The sequence below is a fragment of the Duganella sp. LjRoot269 genome (assembly GCF_964254095.1).
GTDB classification, from domain to species: domain Bacteria; phylum Pseudomonadota; class Gammaproteobacteria; order Burkholderiales; family Burkholderiaceae_D; genus Rugamonas; species Rugamonas hordei.
Map to the genome: position 1 here is coordinate 2,498,264 of NZ_CAXUSL020000001.1, position 16,894 is coordinate 2,515,157.

At 64.5% G+C, this 16,894-nt stretch carries 19 protein-coding genes; 7 read left to right on the forward strand and 12 right to left on the reverse strand.

Annotation, left to right across the window (positions count from 1 at the left end):
* Nucleotides 1-10: 10 nt before the first annotated feature.
* Together ACSQ3S_RS11185 and ACSQ3S_RS11190 are read left to right on the forward strand one after the other, a co-directional pair.
* The gene (locus ACSQ3S_RS11185; RefSeq protein WP_176653664.1) at nucleotides 11-796 is read left to right on the forward strand and encodes a hypothetical protein; all 786 of its coding nucleotides are present in this window, start codon (nucleotides 11-13) and stop codon (nucleotides 794-796) included.
* The gene (locus tag ACSQ3S_RS11190; protein ID WP_413448123.1) at nucleotides 793-1,332 is read left to right on the forward strand and encodes a TIGR00730 family Rossman fold protein; all 540 of its coding nucleotides are present in this window, start codon (nucleotides 793-795) and stop codon (nucleotides 1,330-1,332) included. Before ACSQ3S_RS11185 ends, ACSQ3S_RS11190 begins: the two co-directional genes overlap by 4 nt.
* Here ACSQ3S_RS11190 and ACSQ3S_RS11195 read toward each other — a convergent pair.
* The 5 genes from ACSQ3S_RS11195 to ACSQ3S_RS11215 form a co-directional block, all read right to left on the reverse strand.
* Nucleotides 1,329-3,875 carry an EAL domain-containing protein gene (locus tag ACSQ3S_RS11195; protein ID WP_436142399.1) on the reverse strand — a complete coding sequence of 849 codons (2,547 nt, stop codon included), beginning with the start codon at nucleotides 3,873-3,875 and terminating at the stop codon, nucleotides 1,329-1,331. The two genes, ACSQ3S_RS11190 and ACSQ3S_RS11195, sit on opposite strands and share 4 nt — an antisense overlap.
* Nucleotides 3,872-4,249 carry a response regulator gene (locus ACSQ3S_RS11200; RefSeq protein WP_353402046.1) on the reverse strand — a complete coding sequence of 126 codons (378 nt, stop codon included), beginning with the start codon at nucleotides 4,247-4,249 and terminating at the stop codon, nucleotides 3,872-3,874. Before ACSQ3S_RS11200 ends, ACSQ3S_RS11195 begins: the two co-directional genes overlap by 4 nt.
* A 14-nt stretch (nucleotides 4,250-4,263) precedes the next feature.
* Complete coding sequence (locus tag ACSQ3S_RS11205; RefSeq protein ID WP_436142400.1) at nucleotides 4,264-5,592, reverse strand: sensor histidine kinase; 1,329 nt, start codon at nucleotides 5,590-5,592, stop codon at nucleotides 4,264-4,266.
* Nucleotides 5,593-5,779: 187 nt separating this feature from the next.
* Entirely contained in the window at nucleotides 5,780-6,289 is a 510-nt protein-coding gene (locus ACSQ3S_RS11210) for a YgjP-like metallopeptidase domain-containing protein (protein ID WP_176653669.1), read from the reverse strand.
* A gap of 62 nt (nucleotides 6,290-6,351) precedes the next feature.
* Nucleotides 6,352-7,401, reverse strand: coding sequence for a DMT family transporter (locus tag ACSQ3S_RS11215; RefSeq protein ID WP_436142401.1), 1,050 nt, complete (start codon nucleotides 7,399-7,401; stop codon nucleotides 6,352-6,354).
* Between the two features lie 123 nt (nucleotides 7,402-7,524).
* Here ACSQ3S_RS11215 and ACSQ3S_RS11220 point away from each other — a divergent pair, with 123 nt between their 5' ends.
* Together ACSQ3S_RS11220 and ACSQ3S_RS11225 are read left to right on the forward strand one after the other, a co-directional pair.
* Nucleotides 7,525-8,490, forward strand: a complete 966-nt coding sequence (locus ACSQ3S_RS11220) for a chromate resistance protein ChrB domain-containing protein (protein ID WP_436142402.1) — start codon at nucleotides 7,525-7,527, stop codon at nucleotides 8,488-8,490.
* Nucleotides 8,491-8,521: 31 nt separating this feature from the next.
* Nucleotides 8,522-9,679, forward strand: a complete 1,158-nt coding sequence (locus ACSQ3S_RS11225) for a chromate transporter (protein ID WP_436145012.1) — start codon at nucleotides 8,522-8,524, stop codon at nucleotides 9,677-9,679.
* Between the two features lie 19 nt (nucleotides 9,680-9,698).
* Here the strand turns inward: ACSQ3S_RS11225 and ACSQ3S_RS11230 are convergent, their stop codons facing one another.
* From ACSQ3S_RS11230 to ACSQ3S_RS11260, 7 genes are read right to left on the reverse strand one after another with little or no spacing between them, the layout of a single operon-like run.
* Complete coding sequence (locus ACSQ3S_RS11230) at nucleotides 9,699-10,070, reverse strand: cupin domain-containing protein (RefSeq protein ID WP_176653673.1); 372 nt, start codon at nucleotides 10,068-10,070, stop codon at nucleotides 9,699-9,701.
* Between the two features lie 31 nt (nucleotides 10,071-10,101).
* Complete coding sequence (locus ACSQ3S_RS11235) at nucleotides 10,102-10,926, reverse strand: AraC family transcriptional regulator (RefSeq protein WP_436142403.1); 825 nt, start codon at nucleotides 10,924-10,926, stop codon at nucleotides 10,102-10,104.
* Nucleotides 10,923-11,087 (reverse strand): cytochrome bd-I oxidase subunit CydX, encoded by a 165-nt coding sequence (gene cydX, locus ACSQ3S_RS11240; protein ID WP_176653675.1) that lies wholly within the window; start codon nucleotides 11,085-11,087, stop codon nucleotides 10,923-10,925. Before cydX ends, ACSQ3S_RS11235 begins: the two co-directional genes overlap by 4 nt.
* Before the next feature lie 11 nt (nucleotides 11,088-11,098).
* Nucleotides 11,099-12,241, reverse strand: coding sequence for a cytochrome d ubiquinol oxidase subunit II (gene cydB, locus ACSQ3S_RS11245; RefSeq protein WP_436145013.1), 1,143 nt, complete (start codon nucleotides 12,239-12,241; stop codon nucleotides 11,099-11,101).
* Nucleotides 12,241-13,806, reverse strand: coding sequence for a cytochrome ubiquinol oxidase subunit I (locus tag ACSQ3S_RS11250; protein ID WP_176653676.1), 1,566 nt, complete (start codon nucleotides 13,804-13,806; stop codon nucleotides 12,241-12,243). The genes cydB and ACSQ3S_RS11250 overlap by 1 nt, the downstream gene beginning before the upstream one ends.
* Nucleotides 13,803-14,006: a cytochrome oxidase putative small subunit CydP gene (gene cydP, locus ACSQ3S_RS11255; RefSeq protein ID WP_436142404.1), complete on the reverse strand. Its 204-nt coding sequence runs from the start codon at nucleotides 14,004-14,006 to the stop codon at nucleotides 13,803-13,805. Before cydP ends, ACSQ3S_RS11250 begins: the two co-directional genes overlap by 4 nt.
* A complete protein-coding gene (locus tag ACSQ3S_RS11260) occupies nucleotides 14,006-14,620 on the reverse strand; it encodes a GbsR/MarR family transcriptional regulator (protein WP_436142405.1) in 615 nt (204 codons plus the stop codon). Before ACSQ3S_RS11260 ends, cydP begins: the two co-directional genes overlap by 1 nt.
* 132 nt (nucleotides 14,621-14,752) lie before the next feature.
* On the opposite strand from ACSQ3S_RS11260, the gene modA reads away from it, so the two are divergent.
* Genes modA through ACSQ3S_RS11275 form a run of 3 tightly spaced genes read left to right on the forward strand, consistent with a single transcriptional unit; the run spans nucleotide 14,753 to nucleotide 16,885 of the window.
* Nucleotides 14,753-15,511: a molybdate ABC transporter substrate-binding protein gene (gene modA / locus ACSQ3S_RS11265; RefSeq protein WP_436142406.1), complete on the forward strand. Its 759-nt coding sequence runs from the start codon at nucleotides 14,753-14,755 to the stop codon at nucleotides 15,509-15,511.
* Nucleotides 15,512-15,515: 4 nt separating this feature from the next.
* The gene (modB, locus tag ACSQ3S_RS11270; protein ID WP_436145014.1) at nucleotides 15,516-16,202 is read left to right on the forward strand and encodes a molybdate ABC transporter permease subunit; all 687 of its coding nucleotides are present in this window, start codon (nucleotides 15,516-15,518) and stop codon (nucleotides 16,200-16,202) included.
* 2 nt (nucleotides 16,203-16,204) lie between these two features.
* On the forward strand, nucleotides 16,205-16,885 hold the full coding sequence (locus ACSQ3S_RS11275; RefSeq protein ID WP_436142407.1) for an ATP-binding cassette domain-containing protein: 681 nt from the start codon (nucleotides 16,205-16,207) through the stop codon (nucleotides 16,883-16,885).
* The last annotated feature ends 9 nt before the right edge of the window (nucleotides 16,886-16,894 follow it).

A 16,894-nucleotide genomic window follows, 5' to 3' on the forward strand; every position in this document is an offset into this window, starting at 1 on the left:
GGAGTCTGTTATGGCGTGGAACCCCTTTCCTTATCCCGATCCCGCATACCAGTACACGCCGGCCACGCTGGAAGCGGCCTGGCCGCTGTTGCATGGCGGCGACCAGGAACCGTTCCCGAGCAATCCGGCGCTGGTGCAGGCCTGGATCTGCTTCCACGCCGGCGAGTTCGAACGCGCCGCGCGGCTGGGGCTCGACGTCGGCGTGAACGGCTACTCGGTGGCGCACAAGGCCATCTGCATTTACGCGCACTACCTGGAGAGCAGCCCGCAAAAAAAGCTCGCCACCTTCGAGTGCGTGGCCGAGCGCTGCGAGCGGCAGCAGCGGGAGCAGCCCGATAATTCGTCCGGCTACTACTGGCACGCCTACGCGCTGGGCCAGTATTCGACCGGCATCTCGGTGGTCAAGGCGCTGGCCCAGGGCCTGGGCGCCAAGGTGCGCAACAGCCTGGAGTCGGCGATCAGCCTGTCGCCGCAGCGCTCCGACGCGCACATCGCGCTGGGCGTGTACCACGCCGAGATCCTCGACAAGGTCGGCGCCATGATAGGCGGCCTGACCTACGGCGTGAAAAGGGAAGAATGCTACAAGCAGTTCGAGGCCGCGCTGGCGCTGACGCCGCAATCGGCCATCGCCCGCATGCGCTACGCGCGCGCGCTGGTGATGCTGGAGGGCAAGCGCAAGCAGGCCGACGCGCTGCGCCTGTATGAAGAAGCGGCACATTGCAGCGTCCACGACGCCATGGAGCGGCTGGACGCGGATGCCGCCAAACGAGGACTGGAAGAGGAAAAACAGCAGTGACGAAGACGATTTGTGTGTATTGCGGCGCCAACGCCGGTGTGACGCCCCGTTATGCGGAGGCGGCGCGCGCCCTGGGCCGCGCGATGGTGGACAACAACCTGGCGCTGGTCTACGGCGGCGGCAATGTCGGACTGATGGGCATCATCGCCGACGAAGTGCTGCGGGTGGGCGGCGAGGTGACGGGCGTGATTCCGACCGCGCTGGTCGAACGCGAAGTGGGCCACACCGGCCTGACGCGCCAGTTCATCGTCAAGGACATGCACGAACGCAAAGCCATGATGGCCAGCCTGGCCGACGGCTTCATCGCCATGCCGGGCGGCATGGGCACGCTGGAAGAATTGTTTGAAATGCTGACCTGGTCGCAGCTGGGCATCCACAGCAAGCCGGTCGGCCTGCTGAACGTCGACGGCTTCTACGACGGCCTGATCGGCTTCATCCGGCATGCGAGCGAGCAGGGCTTCATCCGCCCGCAGCACGCGGCGCTGATGATGTCCGCGGCCGATCCGCAAGCGCTGCTGCAGCTGCTCAAGGCCTAGGCCGGCGATTCCGCCGCGGCCAGGCTTGATGCGGCGGAAGCCAGGCGCGGGTGCAGGAAGGCCTGGCGTATGCTGCCCAGCAGCGCCGCGTGGTCCCACGGCTTGGTATAGAAACGATCGATGGTCCCCCTGTTGACGGCGGCCATCATGTCCTCCAGGTTGGTCTCTCCCGATAACACAATTCTGAAGGTGTCCGGATACATGGCTTTGACCCTGTCCAGGAACACCGTGCCCTCCATTTCGGGCATGCTCTGGTCGCACAGGATGACCTGGATGTCGTTCTGGGCCAGCGTCTCGAACGCTTGGGCTGCCGATTGCGCCAGCAGCACGCGGTATTGCTCGCCGCCTAGTTCGGTTGCCAGCAGTTCCCGCATGAAGGGGTCGTCGTCCACGATCAGCAAGGTTTGCCGCGTCATGTCCGCTGTCGTCGGCCGCTCCAGCGTCTTGTGCGACAGCATCAGCTGGGCCGTCAGTGCGGCAGGCAGGGGGCGGCTGACCAGGTAGCCCTGGATCTGGTCGCAATGGTGGCGCAGCAGATAGCTTTGCTGGGCCGGCGTTTCGACACCCTCGGCGATCACCACCAGGTTCAGGTTGTGCGCCATGGTGATGATGGCTTGCACGATGGCTGCGTCGTCCGGATTGCTGGTCACGTCGCGGATGAAGGCGATGTCGATCTTCAGCTTGTCGATCGGGAAGCGGCGCAGGTAGGCCAGGCTGGAATAACCGGTGCCGAAATCGTCGATGGACACCTTCACGCCCCGCTCGCGCAGGGTCTGCAGGCAGTGTATGGTGCGCTCGGTGTTCATCATGAGCGACGTTTCCGTCAGCTCCAGTTCCAGCAGCCCGGCGGGAAGATTGTTGTCGGCCAGCGCGCGCATGACATCGGCCTCCAGGTCGCCTTCGATGAACTGGCGGCCGGCAACGTTGACCGAGACCTGAACCGGGCCCACCTCGCCCAGTTGCCATTCCCTGATCTGGCGGCAGGCGGCCGCGATGACCCAGCTGCCGACGCGGACGATCATGCCGCTCTCTTCCAGCACCGGGATGAACAGCGCCGGCAGCACCAGCCCGTGGCCGGGACGGGCCCAGCGCAGCAGCGCTTCCAGGCCGACTACCGCGCCGGTGCTCAGCGATACCTTGGGCTGATAGTGCAGCTCGAATTCCTCACGCTCGATGGCCTTGCGCAGCGCGCCTTCCAGGTCCTGGCGCTGCAGCACGTCGATATTCATCTGCGCAGTGAAGAAACGGTAAGTGTTGCGGCCGGCGTGCTTGGCCTGATACATGGCGGTGTCGGCGTACTTGATCAGGGCGTCCGTGTCACTGCCATCGTCGGGATGGATCGTGATGCCTATGCTGGCGGTCATGATCACTTCGTAGCCCTGCAAGTCGAACGGCGCGTGCAGCGCGTCGCGGATCTTGGAGGCGACCAGCGCCGCTCCCTGGTGGCCTTGCTCCATCACCAGGATCACCCCGAACTCGTCGCCGCCCAGTCTGCCGATGGTGTCGCGCATGCGCACGCAGGTCATCAAGCGATTGCTGAACTGGATCAGCAACTCGTCGCCGATGGCATGGCCCAAGGTGTCGTTGACATTCTTGAAGTGATCGAGGTCGATGAACATCACCGCCACCTTCCAGTCTTGCTGACTGGCCAGCACGACCGTCTTGCGCAGCGTCTCGTAGAAAAAACTGCGGTTGGGCAGGCCGGTCAGCGCGTCGTGGCTGGCCTGGTGCTGCAGCCGTTGCTGCGCCTGCTTTCGTTCGGTGATGTCGCGCACCACGCTGACGATGATCCAGTCGCTGCCGGATGGCATGGCCTGGCGGCTCACCTCGACTTGTATCAGCGAGCCGTCCTTGCAATGCAATGCCGCTTCGCTCAGCGTCTTGCTGACCTGCCCGGCGATCACCGTATCGTAAACTTGTTCCAGCGCCTCGCGCGTGACCGCGCCCAGCGCCACCGGTCCCAGTGCCAGGATCTCGGCATGCGTGTAGCCAAGCATGCTGCAACTGGTGGCGTTGACCTCGATGAAGCGCATCGTGTCGCGGCTCACCAGCATGATGGCGTCGGCGGTAGCGTCCATCGCCGCGCGGAAGCGCTGCAGATCGGCCGTGCGCGCCGCCACCTGCTGCTCCAGCACGAAACTATGCTCCTGCAGATCGCCGAAAGCCTTCAGGCGCAACAGGTTGCGTACGCGCAGCCACAATTCGGTGCGGTCGACCGGCTTGGTCAGGAATTCCTCCGCGCCCGCCGACAAGCCCGCCAGGCGGGCACCGCGCTCGCCATGCGCGGTCACCATGATGATGGGAATATTGGCGGTGGCGGGGTTGGCCTTCAGGATGCTGGCGACCTGGTAGCCGTCGATGCCGGGCATCATAATGTCGAGCAGGATCAGGTCCGGGGCCGAGTGGGCCACCGCGCTGAGCGCCTCTTCGCCGCTGGCGACACTTTCGGTCTGATAGCCCTCGGGGCGCAGCAGTACCGCAAGCAAGCGGCGGTTCTGCGCTTCGTCGTCGACGATAAGAATGGTGGGGGCGGCAAGGCTCACGGTGCGCCTCCATCGGGCAGCAGGGCGTCGATCATCGCGTAGAGCTGGCGATAGCCCAGAGGCTTGGCGATATAGGCGTCGCATCCGGCCTGGCGGCTTTTTTCCTGATCCTCCTTCATCGCCATGGCCGTCAGCGCAATGACGGGGATGCCGGCAGTCACCAGATCATGCTTGAGGATGGCGGTGGCAGCCAGGCCGTCCATGCCGGGCAGCTGGATATCCATCAGGATCAGGTCCGGCAGTTCGGTGCGGGCGACCAACAGTCCGGCTTCGGCGTCCACCGCGCACAGTACGCTGTGATGAGCATTGCGCAGCAGCAGCGACGCCAGTTTCATGTTCGCCGCGTTGTCTTCTATCACCAATACCCTGGCCATGAGCGTCTCCCGCGTCAAGCCGGAGCGGCGGCGTGTGGTGGCGCCCGCAACGGCAGCCAGACGGCGAAGCGCGAACCCTTGCGCTCCGCGCTGGCCACGGCCACCGCGCCGCCTTGCAGCTCGGCCAGCTGCTTGACCATGGCCAGGCCTAGGCCGGTGCCTTCGAACTTGCGGGCCAGGCTGCTATCGATCTGGCTGAAGGCCTGGAACAGCCGTCCCATATTGTCTTGCGAAATGCCGATGCCATGGTCGCTGACGCAGATTTCAACGAAGTCATTGTATTCATTGTCCGCCTGGGGAAACCGGTGCGTAGGCCAATCGCCTTCCAGTATGCCGACCGCGCCGCGCTGCACGCGGCGCGCACGAAGCCGGACCGGTCCGCCGCTGGCGCTGAACTTGACCGCGTTGCTCAGCAGGTTGTAGACGATCTGCTTGGTCTTGCGTACATCCAGTTGCACTCTGCCCAGGCCTTCGCCCATGTCGAGTTCAAGTCCGATCAGCTGGGCCGCCGCTTTTTCCCGCACGATGGTCAGGCTGTTCTGCAGCAGGCTGGACAAGTCGACCGCCTCGAGTTCCAGCGCCATCATGCCGGCTTCGACTTTGGACAGGTCGAGGATGTCGTTGATCAGTGACAGCAGGTGCTGGCCGCTGGTGAAAATATCATCGATGGATTCGTGCTGGAGCGCCGAGGTTTCCCCCATCAGACCGTCCTTGAGCGCTTCGGAAAAGCCGATGATGGCATTCAGGGGCGTGCGCAGCTCGTGCGACATGGTTGCCAGGAATTCGGACTTCATGCGGCTGGCGTGCTCCAGCTCGATGTTCTTGTCCTCCAGCGCACGCTCGAAACGTTTGCGGGTCGTGTTGTCGGTGCCGATCAGCAGGTAGCCGATGATGTCGTCGTCCGCGTTGCGCAGCGCCGTCACCGACACAATGGCGGGGAAGCGGCTGCCGTCCTGGCGGATGTACGTCAGCTCGTAGATGTCCTCGATGCCGCGCGAAGCCTTGAACACCAGCGCATCGAACCCTGGCGAGATCGGCGTGTCCAGTTCCTCGCTCAGTTCGGCGGCGCGCGCGATCAGTTCCAGCGGATCGGAAATATCGGCCGGCGTGATCCGGTTCAAAACGTCCAGTGCCTTATAACCCAGCATGCGCTCGGCGCCGACGTTAAAAATCTGGATCACGCCCCGTTCGTCGGTGGCGATGCTGGAGAAATAGGCGCTATTGAAGATCGCATCCTGCAAGGCGCCGGTCTTGAGCAGGCTGGCCTGCCGTGTGTATTCGGTGTGGCCAGCCGCACCCTCTAAACGGTCGTAACCGCCGTTGCCAAATCCGGTCGTATGCATGGACGCCTTCCAAGGAACTGCAGCTCAGCGTGATGGGTGATGCAGACATGACTGCTGAGCAGGCTCGCAGATTGGCGCCGAACAGCGCTGGATGACGAACAGGCCGGTGGCAAGGAGGAGATAGAGGCTCAATATAACAGCATTCGGCCTCAGCTATGCGCTAATGGCGCCCGGCAAGACTTTGCTGTCAGGTCCACAGGCGCGGCGCGCCGGTGTCGAGGTGGGTCAGGTACAGGCGCAGGTCGAATTCGTACTGGTGGTAGTTCGGTTCCATGTAGGTGCACAGCTTGTAGAAGGCCTTGTCGTGCTGCTTCTCCTTCACGTGCGCCAGTTCGTGGACGGCGATCATCGTCAGGAATTCCTGCGGCACTTCCTTGAACATCGTCGCCACGCGGATTTCATGCTTGGCCTTCAGCTTGCCGCCCTGCACGCGCGAGATCGAGGTATGCAGGCCCAGCGCATGGTTGATCACGTGGATCTTGCTGTCGTACTCGACCTTGTTGATCGGCTCGGCATTGCGCAAATGTTCATTTTTCAATTCTTGCACGTACTGGTACAGGGCCTTGTCGGTGCGGACGTCGTGCGCCTTGCTGTAGCGCTTGAGCAGCACTTCGCCCAGGCGGTTCTGGGCCAGGAGTTGCGATACTTGCTGCTGGGTTTGCTCGGAGTAGGCGCTAAGATACTTCAGGGAGGACATGTCGGGCACGGCTGGAAAGATTCGAGGCGTGAATGTACCACACCTCGGTGCTTTCAGCCGGGCTAGTGCGCGTGGCGATGGTGGATGTCGGGATAGTGTTTATGACTATGCCGCATCGGCTGATGCTGGTGCGGGTGCACATGCGGATCAATGCCATCCCATTCGAAGTCGTGCGTGTGCTGGTGGTGCGCATCATGACTGTGGCTATGGCTGTGCGCCAGCGCTTCATGCTCATGTTCGTGCTCGTGCGTTTCGGTCAGGTGCAGCCAGATGCCTGCGCCCATCAGCGCGGCGGCAAACCAGAATAACAGGCCGGGCTGATCGCCGAGCATCGCCATGGAAACCGCCGCGCCGACAAATGGCGCCGCGGAAAAATACGCGCCCGTGCGTGCCGTGCCGAGGTGGCGCAACGCCAAGACAAACATGACCAGGCTCAAGCCATATCCGCTCAAGCCAACCACGCCCGCCATCAGCGCCGTCGATGCCGGGGGAAGATGGAACCCGAGCAGCAAGGCCAGCGCCAGGTTGGCCGATCCGGCCACCAGGCCTTTGACACCGGCGATCTGCACCGCGTCGCTGGCCGACACCTTGCGCGTGAGATTGTTGTCTATGCCCCAGCACAGGCAAGCGCCGACGATGGCCAGCGGCCCCCAAGGCGCGCCAAGGGTCGGAGCCTGCTCCCACGACAGCAGGGCTCCAGCCAGCACGATCAACAGCATGCCGATGAAGATGCGCCGATCGAAGTTCTCCTTGAATACGAACCACGCCAGCATCGAGGTCAGAACGCCCTCCATGTTGAGGAGGAGCGAGGCCGATGAAGCGGGCGTCACGGTCAGCCCGAACATTAACAGCACCGGCCCGCCTATGCCGCCGGCGGCGATCGCGCCTGCCAGCCAGGGCAGGTCGCGCGCGGTCAGCCCGGCTGTTTCGTCCTGCGCGCGCCGCGTCACGGAGCGCAGCAGGTAGAAAAAGGACAATCCCAGGCCGCTGCCAAGGTAAAGGACGCCAGCCAACATGACCGGCTCCACATGGCCGACCATTGACTTGGCAAAAGGCGTGCTGGCGCCAAACAAGGCGGCCGCCAACAACGCGTAAACAACACCCTTATGCATGGCGAGTGATCTCATAAATACCGGTAGTTTAGCCTGCGAGACCCGCGCCGGCGCTACAGTGAAAAAATAAGTAGGTATCATAACAAATATTGTATTGATCACTACTTATGATATTCTGGGGTCATGAACGCCACCGATATAAACTGGTTGCTACTGATCGTCAGCCTGCCTTCGGACAGCGCCACGGCCCGCATGCGGATCTGGCGCGCGCTAAAGAGCTTGGGCTGCGGCGCGTTGCGCGACGGCGCCTACCTGCTGCCCGATCGCAAGGCGGAGCAACATCAATTAGCCGAGCTCGCGGCCGACACCATCCGCGAGGGCGGCAGCGCCTGGCTGCTGACGGTGCAGGCCCGCTCGCCCGGCGAAGGCGAAGCGTTCCGCTCACTTTTTGACCGCAGCGCGGCCTGGAATGAATTTGTAAAAGCGCTATCGGCGTCGCACCGTTTGCTGGCCGGCCAGTCGCCGCAAGAGATCAACCGCACGGTCCGTAAAATACGCCGCGAGTACGAAGCCGCCTGCGCGATTGATTATTTCCCGAACGAGGCCGGGGCCGCCGCTGAAGCAGCCTGGATGGATTTCATCAATACCGCCGAATCGCTGCTGTCGCCAGGAGAACCGCATGCCGTCGCTGCCGATATCGCGCGGCGCGATCCTGGGCAATACCAGGGACGGACATGGGCCACCCGGCGCCGCTTGTGGGTCGACCGCGTCGCCAGCGCCTGGCTGATACGCCGCTTCATCGACCGCCAGGCGCGGTTCCTCTGGCTGGAAGCACCAGGCGATTGCCCGTCCGATGCGCTGGGTTTCGACTTCGACCAGGCCGCCTTTACGCACATCGGCGACCGCGTCACCTTCGAAGTATTGCTGGCCAGCTTCGCGCTGGAGCAGGACCAGGGCCTGATGCGGCTGGGCGCGATGGTGCACGCGCTCGATGTCGGCGGCGGCTTCGTGCCGGAGGCGGCAGGGTTTGAAGCGATGCTCGCGGGCGCCCGCGAGCGCGCGCACGACGACGATCAATTGCTGGACACGATGAGCGTTGTGCTCGATGCCATGCATGCCCATTTTGCCGCCGCAGCGGAATCAAAATAAGGAGTATGCCTTGAACAGCACAGAATCAACGATGGCCGGCCCCGGCTACACCCTGTGGCAAATGGTGCTGTACATGCTGCGCCTGGGGAGTCTGGGCTTCGGTGGTCCGGTCGCCCTGGTGGGTTATATGCACCGCGACCTGGTAGAGCAGCGCGGCTGGATCAGCGAAGCGGACTACAAGGAAGGCCTTGCGCTGGCCCAGCTGGCGCCGGGGCCGCTGGCGGCGCAACTGGGCATCTACATGGGCTATGTGCACTACCGCCTGTTGGGAGCGACGCTGGCGGGTATCGCCTTCGTCATCCCGTCCTTCATGATGGTGGTTGCTCTGGGTTGGGCCTATGTGCGCTATGGCGGCTTGCCCTGGATGCAGGCCGTGTTCTACGGCGTGGGCGCGGCGGTGATCGGCATTATCGCCATGAGCGCGCGCAAGCTGACCACCAAAAATATCGGCAAGGACAAGCTGTTGTGGGCGATCTACCTGCTGCTGCTGATCGTCACGGTGGTGACCGAATCCGAGGTGGCCTGGCTGTTCATCGCAGCCGGCGTCCTGGTCTGGCTGCTGCGCGCGCCGCCCAAATGGATCGCCAAAGGCGGCTTGCCGGCGATTGGCCTGGCGCAGTTGCCCGCGTTGCCTGCGGCCGCCGGAGTTGACTTGTCGGTGCTGACGCAAATTGGCATTTTCTTTGCCAAGGCAGGTGCTTTCGTGTTCGGCTCGGGCCTGGCGATCGTGCCATTCCTCTATGGCGGTGTGGTCACCGAGCACCACTGGCTGAGCGACAAGCAATTTGTGGATGCGGTTGCGGTGGCGATGATTACGCCTGGGCCGGTCGTCATCACGGTGGCCTTTATCGGATATTTGATCGCCGGCTTGCAGGGGGCGTCGGTGGCCGCGCTGGCTACCTTCATTCCATGCTACCTGTTCACCGTTGTCTCTGCGCCGTATTTCAAAAAGTACGGCAAGTTGCTGGGCGTGCTGGCCTTCGTCGACGGCATCACCGCCGCGGCGATCGGCGCCATCACTGGTTCCGTGATTGTCATTGCGCGGCGCTCCATCATCGACCTGCCCACCGTCGTGATCGCGGCTGTCACGGTGCTGCTGCTGTGGCGGTTTAAAAAGCTGCAGGAGCCGGTGGTCGTCGGCGCGGCCGCCATTGTCGGGCTGGTGATCTATCCCTTGCTGCATCCGTGACATCCCGATCCCGGCCGCGCTACCTCAGCTGCTCCGCGATGGACCTGGTGCGCGCGGTGACTTCGCTGCCGGTATGCAGCGTGGCTTTCTTCTCGATCAGCATGATCAGGCATTCCTGTTCCGCCACCGGATTGTGGCGCACGCCCTTGGGCACGACGTAGGCCTGGCCCTCGGACAGCTCGACCGTCTCATGCTCCATCTCGATGCGCAGCCGGCCTTTCAGGATGAAGAACAGTTCGTCCTCGTTGTCATGGCTGTGCCAGGCCAGCGATCCGTGCACCTTGGCGACCTTGACATAGTTGTCGTCCAGTTCGGCAATCACGCGCGGCGACCAGTGTTCGGCCAACGCCGCGGCGCATTCGGCGGGGGAAACGGGAGAATTTGTTGTCATGGTGGCTCCTGGTGATGGTGGAGCCCCGACTCTACAGCGCCGTGTGCGGCGCGTCTTGAACGTTTGTGCGTGCGCCTTGCAGCCGCAGCCAGCGCGCCGGCGGGATGCCATAGGCGGCGACGAAGTGCCGCGTCAGATGGCTTTGATCGGCAAAGCCGGCGATGGCGGCGGCGTCGGCCAGCGACAGGCCGCGCAGCATGGACTGCCTGGCCAGCGCGACCCGGCGCATGGTGACGTAGCGGTGCGGGCTGACGCCGAAAAAGGTGCGGAAATCGCGCGCCAGGCTCCAGCGGTCGCGGCCGCTGGCCCGGGCCAGGTCGTCCAGCGTCAGCCTGGTGTGCAGCGCGTCGTTGATGTATTCGCGGGCGATGTGGGCGGCGCGGAAGTCGCCACCCGGCAGCTGGCGCTGGCCGGCCGCCTGGCGCAGCGCGGTGGCGATGTCGACCAGCGCGTCGTCCAGTTCCATCGAGCCGGGCGCCGCGTCGAAATTGGCCAGCAGGCCGGCCGCCGCGCGTACCAGCCGGCGGTCGGACGACACGCCGCCGTCGACGAACGGCAGCGGCGCGCCGCCCAGCACCTGTTGCAGCAGCTCCGGCGCGAGGTAGGCGATACGGTAGCGAAAGCCGTCCTCGGTGCCGGCCTGGCCGTCGTGGGCTTCGTCCGGATGCAGCACCAGCGCCTGCCCGGACAGGCTGTGGCGCATGGCGGAGCGGTAGCGGAACGATTGCACGCCGGCCATGGTCAGGCCGATGGCATAGCTGTCATGGCGATGCGACCCGTAGGCCGCGCCCTGGAAGAATGCCTCGACCAGCTCGATGCCGTCGGTGACGGGGCCGTGTCGCAGCCAGTCGTTCATGGCTGGCCGGAGCGGTCCGTCGCGCGGGCGTTTTCAAAGCTGGCGCGGGTGGTGTCCTCGTCGCGCTGGCCGAAGGCGTAGTTCGATTCCAGCCACAGCACGTTGATGATGGCGGCCGCCAGCGCGAAGCCGAGGCCCAGGATCCAGGTGAAATACCACATGACGATTCCTTTCAGTATGCAGTGTGTTGGTTTTCACGGATGTGCTCTTCCGTGACCTTGCCGCGCACCACCCGATATACCCAGCCAGTGTAGCCGACTACGATGGGCAGCATGACGACGACCACCCAGAACATCACCGCCAGGCTCTTGTGGCTGGCCACCGCGTCCCACGCGGTCAGGCTGCTGCCGGGCGCCAGCGACGACGGCATGATGAAGGGGAACATCGCGGCGCCAGCCGTCAGGATGATGCCGCTTACCGCCAGCCCGCTGGACAGGAAGGCCGGCAAGGTCAGGCGGCGCGCGCTGAAGCCGATGGCCAGCGCGGCGCCGGCAAAGGCGGCGGCGGGGAAGGCCAGCGTCAGCGGCCAGCGCCGGTAGTTGTCCAGCCAGGCGCCGTGCGCGCGCTCGACCGTCTTGGCGATCGGCATGAAGGCGGCGCTGGCGTCCGGCATGGCGCTGATGCGGTAGCCGGCGATGCCGGTGGCGACCCACACGCCGGCGGCGGCAAACAGCACGATGGTCAGCGCGCCGGCGCCGATCGCCACGCGGCGCGCGCGGGCGGCGATCACGCCGTCGGTCTTTTGCTGCAGGTAGGTGGCGCCGTGCATCAGCAGCATGGCGGCGCTGAGCACGCCGGCCAGCAGGCCGAACGGGTTCAGCAGGCCGAGGAAGTTGCCCGTGTATTCGAGGCGCATGGTGTCGTCGTAGCGGAACGGCACGCCCTGCAGCAGATTGCCGAAGGCGACGCCGAAGATCACCGGCGGCACGAAGCCGCCGGTGAACAGGCACCAGTCCCAGGTGCCGCGCCAGCGCGGATCGGCGATCTTGCTGCGATAGTCGAAGCCGACCGGGCGGAAGAACAGCGCAAACAGGCACAGCATCAGCGCGATGTAGAAGCCGGAAAACGCGGCCGCGTAGACCAGCGGCCAGGCCGCGAACAGGCAGCCGCCGGCGGCGATGAACCAGGTCTGGTTGCCTTCCCAGGTCGGGCCGATGGTGTTGATGATGACGCGCCGCTCGGTGTCGTTCTTGCCGAGGAAGGGCAGCAGCATGCCGATGCCGAAGTCGAAGCCGTCCGTCAGCGCGAAGCCGATCAGCAGCACGCCGACGAAGCACCACCAGATGATCTTGTAGGTTTCATAGTCGAATAACATCATGGCTCCTTGTGCGCGTTTTCCCAGTGGTACTTGCCGGTGTGCAGGCTGCTCGGGCCCTGTCTGGCGTACTTGATCATCAGGCCCAGCTCGATCACCAGCAGCAGCGTGTAGAAGCCGATGAAGCCGGCCAGGCTGAAGTACAGGCTGCCCACCTGCAGGCTCGACGCCGACAGATGCGTCGGCAGGATGCCGGCGATGGTCCACGGCTGGCGGCCGTATTCGGCCACCACCCAGCCCAGCTCGGCCGCCACCCACGGCAGCGGGATCGCCGCCACCGCCAGCCGCAGCAGCCAGCGCTGCGGCGCCAGCTTCTTGCGGATCAGGAAGTAGAACGCGCTGCTGAAGATGAACAGGAACAGGATGCCCAGGCCGACCATGATGCGGAAGGACCAGAACACCGGCGCCACCCTGGGCACCGTATCGTTGACCGCCATCCTGATCTGCGCCTCGGTGGCGTCGACCACGTTGGGCGCATACTTCTTCAGCAGCAGGCCGTAGCCGAGGTCGTCCCGCAGCGCCTTGAAGGCGGCCTTGGCCTCGTCCGACTTGTCGCCGGATTTCAGGCGCGTCAGCGCCGCGTAGGCGTGCATGCCGTTGCGGATGCGCGCCTCGTTGCTCTGCTTGAGCTGCTTGATGCCGGTCACTTCCTCGCTCACCGAACGGGTGGCGATCAGGCCCAGCATGTAGGGGATCTTGACTGCGTAATCGGTGCTCTGGGTGGCCTCGTTGGGCAGGCCGAACACGGTGATGCCGGCCGGCGCCGGCTGGGTTTCCCATTCCGCCTCGATGGCGGCCAGCTTGACCTTGTTGACTTCGCCGACGGTGTAGCCCGATTCGTCGCCCAGCACGATCACCGACAGCGTCGACGCCAGGCCGAAGCCGGCCGCGATGGCGAACGAGCGCAGCGCGAACGGAATGTCGCGCGCCTTCAGCAGGTAGAGCGCGGAGATGCCGAGCACGAACATCGACGCCGTCACGTAACCGGCCGCCACCGTGTGCACGAACTTGACCTGTGCCACCGGATTGAAGATCACGTCGACGATGCTGGTCAGTTCCATGCGCATGGTTTCGTAGTTGAACTCGGCGCCCACCGGGTGGTTCATCCAGCCGTTGGCGATCAGTATCCACAGCGCCGACAGGCTGGAGCCGAACGCCACCAGGAAGGTCACGCCCAGGTGCTGCACCCGCGACAGCTTGCTCCAGCCGAAGAAGAACAGGCCGACAAAGGTGGATTCGAGGAAGAAGGCCATCATGCCCTCGATGGCGAGCGGGGTGCCGAAGATGTCGCCGACGTAGTGCGAGTAATAGGCCCAGTTGGTGCCGAACTGGAATTCCAGCGTGATGCCGGTGGTCACGCCCATGGCGAAGTTGATGCCGAACAGCTTGCCCCAGAAGCGGGTCATGTCCTTGTAGATTTCCTTGCCGGTCATGACATAGACCGATTCCATGATCACCAGGATCCAGGACAGGCCGAGCGTGAGGGGGACGAACAGGAAGTGATACATCGCGGTGGCGGCGAACTGCAGCCGCGACAAAGTGACGACATCGTCGAGCGGGCTCATGGCTTTCTTTCAGGTGGGGAGACGGGGGGAGTGGGGGCGAGCAGATGCTGTTCGACCGTGGCGGTCGGCATCCGCATCTGCTTGGCCTGGGGCGCGGAAAAGAAGGCTTTCCACAGCCCGAACAGCAGCAGCGCTTTCAGCAGCAGCGCCAGCGTGATGGCCAGCGCAAGCGGGTAACCATGGAGCCGGCGCAGCATCATTATTTTTTATCCTTGTCGGGGGCGGCATCTTCCACGCTACGCCCGAATCGGAAAGTGTCGCGCACGGTTTCGCCGACATCGAGCAGCTTTTTCACCTTGGACCCCATTTTCATCAGCGAGGCCAGCGTTTCGGGCGACAGGCGCTGCACGTCGTCGAACCAGGAGCTGGACAGCTCGATCAGGTTGTACATCTCGCGCATGCGCTCCTGGGCCACGCGGTCGGCCTCGGTGGACGGCGTTTCCAGCAGCGCGTCGCGCAGCATCGACAGCGTCGGCTCGACCTCGCGGCGGCGGCGTTCTTCCAGCAGCGCCTTGAAGATGTCCCAGATATCCTTAGGCGGTTCGAAATATTCGCGGCGGTCGTTCGGTTGGTGCAGCAGTTTGACCAGCCGCCATGATTGCAGTTCCTTCAATCCCATCGAGACATTCGAGCGCGAGAACGACAGCGATTCGGCGATCTCGTCCGCGTTCAATGGCCGCGCGCTGACGTAGAGCAGCGCGTAAATCTGGCCGACGGTGCGGTTGATGCCCCAGCGGCTGCCCATTTCACCGAAATGCAGGATGAATTTCTGGGCCAGAGGCGTCAGTGGAGGGAGAGGCGGGGAGGTGCTCATGGTTTCCTTGTTTTTGAATTTTCAGTAATTGCTGAAATTATAGAAGGTATACAAAATCTCTGCATGACACGCGCTCGCCCATCGCTATATAATCGAGTATATTGCGGTTTCGTTACCAAAGGAAAAAACACGATGCGAGCTTTGAGACTGGGCGCGGCGGCTGTACTGGGCGCGCTGGCGGCGATGGGCGCGACCGCGTCGGCCGCCGATATCACGGTGTCGGCTGCTGCCAGCCTGACCAACGCGTTCAAGGAAATCGGCGCCGCTTTCGAGAAGGAGCATGCCGGCGACAAGGTGCAGTTCAATTTCGCCGCCTCCGATCCACTGGTGCAGCAGATCAGCAAGGGCGCGCCGGTGGACGTGTTCGCCTCGGCCGACCAGGATGCGATGGACAAGGCCGACAATCTGAAACTGCTGGCGCCCGGCAGCCGCAGGAATTTCGCCAGCAACAGCCTGGTGCTGATCGCGCCGCTGGCCGGCGCGCTGCCGATCAAGGGCATCGCCGACCTGCGGCAGGCCGCCGTCACCCGCGTGACGCTGGGCAATCCGGCCAGCGTGCCGGTCGGCCGCTATGCGAAAAACGCGCTGGAGCAGGGCAGGCTGTGGGCCGCCGTCGAGCCGAAAGCCATCTACGGCACCTCGGTGCGCCAGAGCCTGGACTACGTGGCGCGCGGCGAAGTCGATGCAGGCTTCGTCTACGCCACCGATGCCGCCATCATGAAGGACAAGGTCAAGGTGGTTGCCACGGTGCCGACCGAAACGCCGGTCAGCTACCCGATCGCGGTGATCGCCGCCGGCCCGCAAGCCGCGGCTGGCCGCCGGTTCGCGGACTACGTGCTGTCGTCGGCCGGCCAGGCGATCCTGGCCAAGTACGGCTTCGGCCGCCCGTAAGGTGTTGGACAACCTGCTGGCCGAGCCGGCGTGGATCGCGCTGCGCCTGTCGCTGAAGGTGGCGTGCTGGGCGACGCTGCTGGACCTGGTGCTGGGCGTCGCGCTCGGCTACCTGCTGGCGCGCAAGCGCTTCCCGGGCCGCGAGCTGCTCGACGCCGTGCTGACCTTGCCGATGGTGATGCCGCCGACGGTGCTGGGCTACTACCTGCTGGTGGTGATCGGCCGCCACGGCGTGATCGGCGCGTGGCTGCAGCAGACGCTGGGCGTCAACCTGATCTTCACCTGGCAGGCGGCGGTCATCGCCGCCGCCGTGGTGGCGTTTCCGCTGGTGCTCAAGGGCGCGCGGGCGGCCTTCGAGGCGGTCGACACGCAGCTGGAGCAGGCCGCGCAGGTGCTGGGCATCCCGCCGTTCGGCGTGTTCCTGCGGGTGACCTTGCCGTTGGCCTGGCGTGGCGTGCTGGGCGGTACCTTGCTGGCCTTCGCCCGCTCGATGGGCGAGTTCGGCGCGACGCTGATGGTGGCCGGCAGCATCCCCGGCAAGACGCAGACCCTGTCGATCGCCGTCTACGAAGCCGTGCAGGCGGGGCAGGACGACACCGCCAACCTGCTGGTGACCATTACGTCCGTGGTGTGCATCGCGGTGCTGATCGCGGCCAACAAACTGACGCCCAACCGGAATCCGCAGGCATGACCATGCAAATCTCAGTCGACATCCGCAAGACCCTGCGTTCCGGCGAGCGCACGTTTCATTTGAACGCGCGGTTTGAATCGGCCAGCCAGCGCATCGTCATCTACGGCCCGTCCGGCGCCGGCAAGAGCCTGCTGCTGAAGGCGGTGGCCGGCCTGATGCGGCCGGACAGCGGCCGCATCGACGTCGCGCGGCGCTGCCTGTTCGACCGGCACGGCGGCATCGACGTCGCGCCGCAGCAGCGCAAGGTCGCCTATCTGTTCCAGGACTACGCCTTGTTCCCGCATCTGAACGTGCGGCAGAATATCGGCTTCGGCTTGCGGCGCGGCTGGCGCAATCCGCTGGCGCGGGTCGACGATGCGGTGATCGGCTACTGGCTGAAGGCGTTCGAGCTGGAGCATGTGGCGCTGCAGTTGCCGCATCAATTGTCCGGTGGCCAGCGGCAACGGGTGGCGCTGGCGCGCGCGCTGGCGCCGGAGCCGGCGGCGCTGCTGCTGGACGAGCCGTTTGCCGCGCTCGATCCCGGCCTGCGCGAGCGCATGCGCGGCGAGCTGGACACCCTGCAGCGCCGGCTGGCGATACCGATGATACTGATCACCCATGATCCCGAGGACGTGCGCGTTTTCGGCGAGCATGTGCTGCGCATGGAACACGGCAGCCTGAGCAATATGAACGAAGCGGCCTGAGGACGAGCA

Excerpts from the sequence above, each read along its gene's own strand:
- ACSQ3S_RS11185 (WP_176653664.1), top strand. The coding sequence starts at position 11 with ATGGCGTGGAACCCCTTTCCTTATCCCGATCCCGCATACCAGTACACG.
- ACSQ3S_RS11200 (WP_353402046.1), bottom strand. The coding sequence starts at position 4,249 with ATGGCCAGGGTATTGGTGATAGAAGACAACGCGGCGAACATGAAACTG.
- ACSQ3S_RS11205 (WP_436142400.1), bottom strand. The coding sequence starts at position 5,592 with ATGCATACGACCGGATTTGGCAACGGCGGTTACGACCGTTTAGAGGGT.
- ACSQ3S_RS11210 (WP_176653669.1), bottom strand. The coding sequence starts at position 6,289 with ATGTCCTCCCTGAAGTATCTTAGCGCCTACTCCGAGCAAACCCAGCAG.
- ACSQ3S_RS11215 (WP_436142401.1), bottom strand. The coding sequence starts at position 7,401 with ATGCATAAGGGTGTTGTTTACGCGTTGTTGGCGGCCGCCTTGTTTGGC.
- ACSQ3S_RS11220 (WP_436142402.1), top strand. The coding sequence starts at position 7,525 with ATGAACGCCACCGATATAAACTGGTTGCTACTGATCGTCAGCCTGCCT.
- ACSQ3S_RS11225 (WP_436145012.1), top strand. The coding sequence starts at position 8,522 with ATGGCCGGCCCCGGCTACACCCTGTGGCAAATGGTGCTGTACATGCTG.
- ACSQ3S_RS11230 (WP_176653673.1), bottom strand. The coding sequence starts at position 10,070 with ATGACAACAAATTCTCCCGTTTCCCCCGCCGAATGCGCCGCGGCGTTG.
- ACSQ3S_RS11235 (WP_436142403.1), bottom strand. The coding sequence starts at position 10,926 with ATGAACGACTGGCTGCGACACGGCCCCGTCACCGACGGCATCGAGCTG.
- cydX (WP_176653675.1), bottom strand. The coding sequence starts at position 11,087 with ATGTGGTATTTCACCTGGATCCTGGGCCTCGGCTTCGCGCTGGCGGCC.
- cydB (WP_436145013.1), bottom strand. The coding sequence starts at position 12,241 with ATGTTATTCGACTATGAAACCTACAAGATCATCTGGTGGTGCTTCGTC.
- ACSQ3S_RS11250 (WP_176653676.1), bottom strand. The coding sequence starts at position 13,806 with ATGAGCCCGCTCGACGATGTCGTCACTTTGTCGCGGCTGCAGTTCGCC.
- cydP (WP_436142404.1), bottom strand. The coding sequence starts at position 14,006 with ATGATGCTGCGCCGGCTCCATGGTTACCCGCTTGCGCTGGCCATCACG.
- ACSQ3S_RS11260 (WP_436142405.1), bottom strand. The coding sequence starts at position 14,620 with ATGAGCACCTCCCCGCCTCTCCCTCCACTGACGCCTCTGGCCCAGAAA.
- modA (WP_436142406.1), top strand. The coding sequence starts at position 14,753 with ATGCGAGCTTTGAGACTGGGCGCGGCGGCTGTACTGGGCGCGCTGGCG.
- ACSQ3S_RS11275 (WP_436142407.1), top strand. The coding sequence starts at position 16,205 with ATGCAAATCTCAGTCGACATCCGCAAGACCCTGCGTTCCGGCGAGCGC.